This is a genomic window from Nostoc cf. edaphicum LEGE 07299, from assembly GCF_015207245.1.
Taxonomy (GTDB): Bacteria; Cyanobacteriota; Cyanobacteriia; order Cyanobacteriales; family Nostocaceae; genus Nostoc; species Nostoc edaphicum_B.
Genome location: NZ_JADEXF010000911.1, coordinates 1 through 2,799 on the forward strand (window position 1 = coordinate 1; position 2,799 = coordinate 2,799).

1 protein-coding gene is annotated in these 2,799 nt (G+C 42.5%); it reads left to right on the forward strand.

Annotated elements, in window-relative coordinates:
* The first annotated feature begins 239 nt into the window (after window positions 1–239).
* Window positions 240–2,786: a P-loop NTPase family protein gene (locus IQ229_RS22500; RefSeq protein ID WP_194047554.1), complete on the forward strand. Its 2,547-nt coding sequence runs from the start codon at window positions 240–242 to the stop codon at window positions 2,784–2,786.
* Window positions 2,787–2,799: the final 13 nt, after the last annotated feature.

Consider the following 2,799-nt stretch of genomic DNA (forward strand, 5'->3'; position numbering starts at 1 on the left):
CTCTCTACGAGATACTACATATAGCTTGCTTACTCGTAGAGTTACGCACAGTATCTTGTAAGAAGTATGCCAATAAAAAGAGAACAAATCTGACGAATGCTTTAGGATTGCTATAGCAAAATCGCAAATTAAATGAGAGAAATGCTAAATGTGATATCAACTGGTTGCAACAATTGCTGGTAATCGCATTTTTTATGTTATAAAGCTCACAGAAATTAATGTTAGGCGGAAACTACTTTATGGAACCAGATAAGCTGGGCCGTTTTAAGGAGTACGGCGAATTCATCCTCCGAAAGATAGATTCTGTGCCCCAGTACCCTTCTAAACAAGAAGATTGGGTTCCAGCTAGTCTTGATGACTGTCTTCTTCGTTTGCGATCGGCTGCCCAGAAAACTGTAGACCTGGCAACTTCGCCTGTCAAAATTGGTGTAATGGGGGAATTTAGTAGTGGAAAAACCTTACTTTTAGGCAGTCTAATTGGATATGCAGATGCTTTGCCAGTCAGTGAAAACCCCACTACAGGTAATGTTACCGCCATACATATTATCCCGCAAGACGAGTTTGCAACAACGCAATTAAGTAACTTTACGGTAGAGTATCTTTCTCATGAGGGAGTACACGAGTGTCTACGCTTCATGCTAGGGGAAGCCAATAAACGAACAACAGCAGCAGGGCTTCCTCCAATACCAGTATCGAAACTCAACTCTGGCACAGATATTATTAGCTGGTGTGAAGAAGCATGGGATAGCAGTAACAATTTAGAAATGCGTTATTTACTCCGGGAGTTGGTATTATTCCTGCGGGCTTATCAAGCTTATGGGGAGGTTATGTGTGGTGGGCACTACCAAATTGATGCGGTAACTGCCCGCGAGGGGCTACAGCTCGTTGAACAGCCAATGGCAATCCAAACTCTGAAATTTGAGGATCTACCCCCAGCGCACATCCGATTACCGAGTCCGCCCCAGAGGCTACCAACAAAGTTATTACAAAATAGCTTCCCACTAATCCGCCGCGTAGATATCGATGTGAAAATCTCACGGGAAATTTGGGATTTTGCAGATGCAGCTAAATTTATTCTCATCGACTTTCCGGGATTGGGGGCTGCTAATTCCGGGGCTAGAGATACCTTTTTGTCATTGCGGGAATTGGCAGAAGTACAGACAATTTTGGTATTGCTAAATGGTAAATCTCCTGGAAGCGATCGCGCCAATAAAATCTTCACGATGATGCAGCAGCAGCGACCGGGACAAGACCTGAAAGATTTAATTCTCGTCGGTGTGGGTCGTTTCGATCAACTACCTCTAGATAGCGAGGGTGGCGAAAGAGAACTTGACCATCTGATTGAAAATAGCCATTTAGAAGAAGAAACGGTTTTCCAAAAGCTCAAAGTTCTGCAAACTACTATTGACGGTGCAGCAGCATTTACAACTCAAAAAGACCGCATCGTTTTACTGTCGCCACTGTTGGGACTAGCTGAATTGGCAAAACGTTCTAGTACAGTCAAAGCAGGCTCACCAGAATTTTTGGCTAACTTAGATTATCCTGATTACCTAGACAGGTCTAAACGGCTACAACAGAAATGGGAGCTATTAAGTGAACGGTTGATAGAATCTAACACCCGTAGCTATTTGGGCAAACAGTTGGGTTATTTTAGTCAAGATGGCGGACTTAGTAAGCTGCGGGAATTAATTCAAACTCACGTAGCTACTCATGGTTTGAAGCAACTGCATGAAGATACTAAAAGAGCTGCTGATGTGGTGAGTCAGCAACAAGATCACTTGAAAGACATCATAGATGAAATTCACGAGCAAGGTATCCCCACAGGCGATAGTCCGGCTTTTATCGAATTGCGCTTTGTGGTCGAAAGCTTAGATAAAATCTACAGAAATTTTCAAAAAGATATCGGCAAAGAACCACTTAAAGATCGGCGCGGTGTTGTTGTCAGCGATGTAGTAAAAGACGAACTTACCTTTAGAATCCTCAATTGGAACCAGTGGACTTTACTCTTCAACAAAGCCAATAATGGAGCGATCGCTCTGGCAGAATCTAAAGGTGCAGCCGGGAAATTATTCGATCGGGGAAACCGCGTTAATACTTCCCTTCCAACTAAGAGTGATGATTTTTATCCAGTATTTGAGAAAACCGTTAAAGAAGTAGAAGATTTTGCCCGCGATCGCATCCAGCAAGCCGTGGTAGATTTGTTGAGCCAATTATCAAATTATATAGCCCCAGAACGCGAACAATTGCAGGCATTTTTCCACCCGGAAATGGAACAAGAAATCGAAGAAAAATTTGGTTTTGAAGATGCGGATCTCTTTTACAAATTATTGCTAGGATGCGACCCTAACGAATGGAAAGAAGCAATTATCGCTGAAATTACTAGTAAAGATAAAACTGTTGCACCTGAAATTATCTTTCCTTTAGCACGTCAAGACGATAAACACAACGTTGGTCAAATCTTTGATTGGGCACCAGAGAAAAGCCAAGGCTTACCCAGATCGAGCAATCACCAACTTTTAGTACTGCGACTGCGAGATGAAATTACTGCTAGTGCCAGGCTCCATCTTGTGCAGTATGTTAGCGCAGTTAATCAGCAAATTAATTCCGAACTAAAAGGTATTTTGGACCAGATTATTCCGAGTCTGCAAAACCTTTCAAAAAAAGAAAGTTTGCTAAGATATTTGGCAGCTGGGGAATTGCCATCTGAGATCCAAATTCCTACTTGGTTGCAGATTATTTCTGAAATGGCGGCTGTTTCTCCCTCAGACAATTTGGATTTGAGATGACGCGATCGCATAG